The organism is Stenotrophomonas sp. STEN054 (genome assembly GCF_056854535.1).
Genome location: NZ_JBXFWG010000113.1, coordinates 1 through 526, shown reverse-complemented (window position 1 = coordinate 526; position 526 = coordinate 1). Strand labels below are relative to the sequence as shown.

Below are 526 nucleotides of genomic sequence, written 5' to 3'. Positions count from 1 at the left end.
GCGCTGTGGAACCACCCGATCCCATCCCGAACTCGGAAGTGAAACGCAGCTGCGCCGATGGTAGTGTGGCTCAAGCCATGCGAGAGTAGGTCATCGCCAGGGTTTATACCCGAGAACCCCGTTGCTTTAGCAACGGGGTTTTCCTTTTTTTGCAGGCACCTGGTTTTGACCTGGACTTGCAGCAACAACTTCACGAAGAGCTTCAAGTTCCTTCAACAAGTTGTTGACAAAGCTGAAAGGCCTGCCATAATAGGCGGCTCGCAACGACGAAAGACCTTCGGGTCCAACGACGAAGCAGCATCGGCAACAACGTCCGCTCCGGTGAGGCGGCCTTGAAAAAAAGGTGTTGACGAAGCGGAAAAGCCGGCTATAATGGGCGGCTCGCTACGAAGGAAACTTCGCAGCACACGGGAATGGCGCTGAGGCCACTTCCCCTGATCTTTGAAAGTATGCGCAGGTATCTTGTGAAGGCGCCTGCAGGAAGGATGATTGTCCATCTTGCAGACGTTTGATCAAGCAACTATTA

General features: G+C 53.4%; 1 rRNA gene. It reads left to right on the top strand.

The window, feature by feature from the left end:
• A 5S ribosomal RNA gene (gene rrf / locus AC1VXD_RS19850) occupies positions 1–102 on the top strand; the annotation flags it as partial.
• Between the last annotated feature and the right edge of the window lie 424 nt (positions 103–526).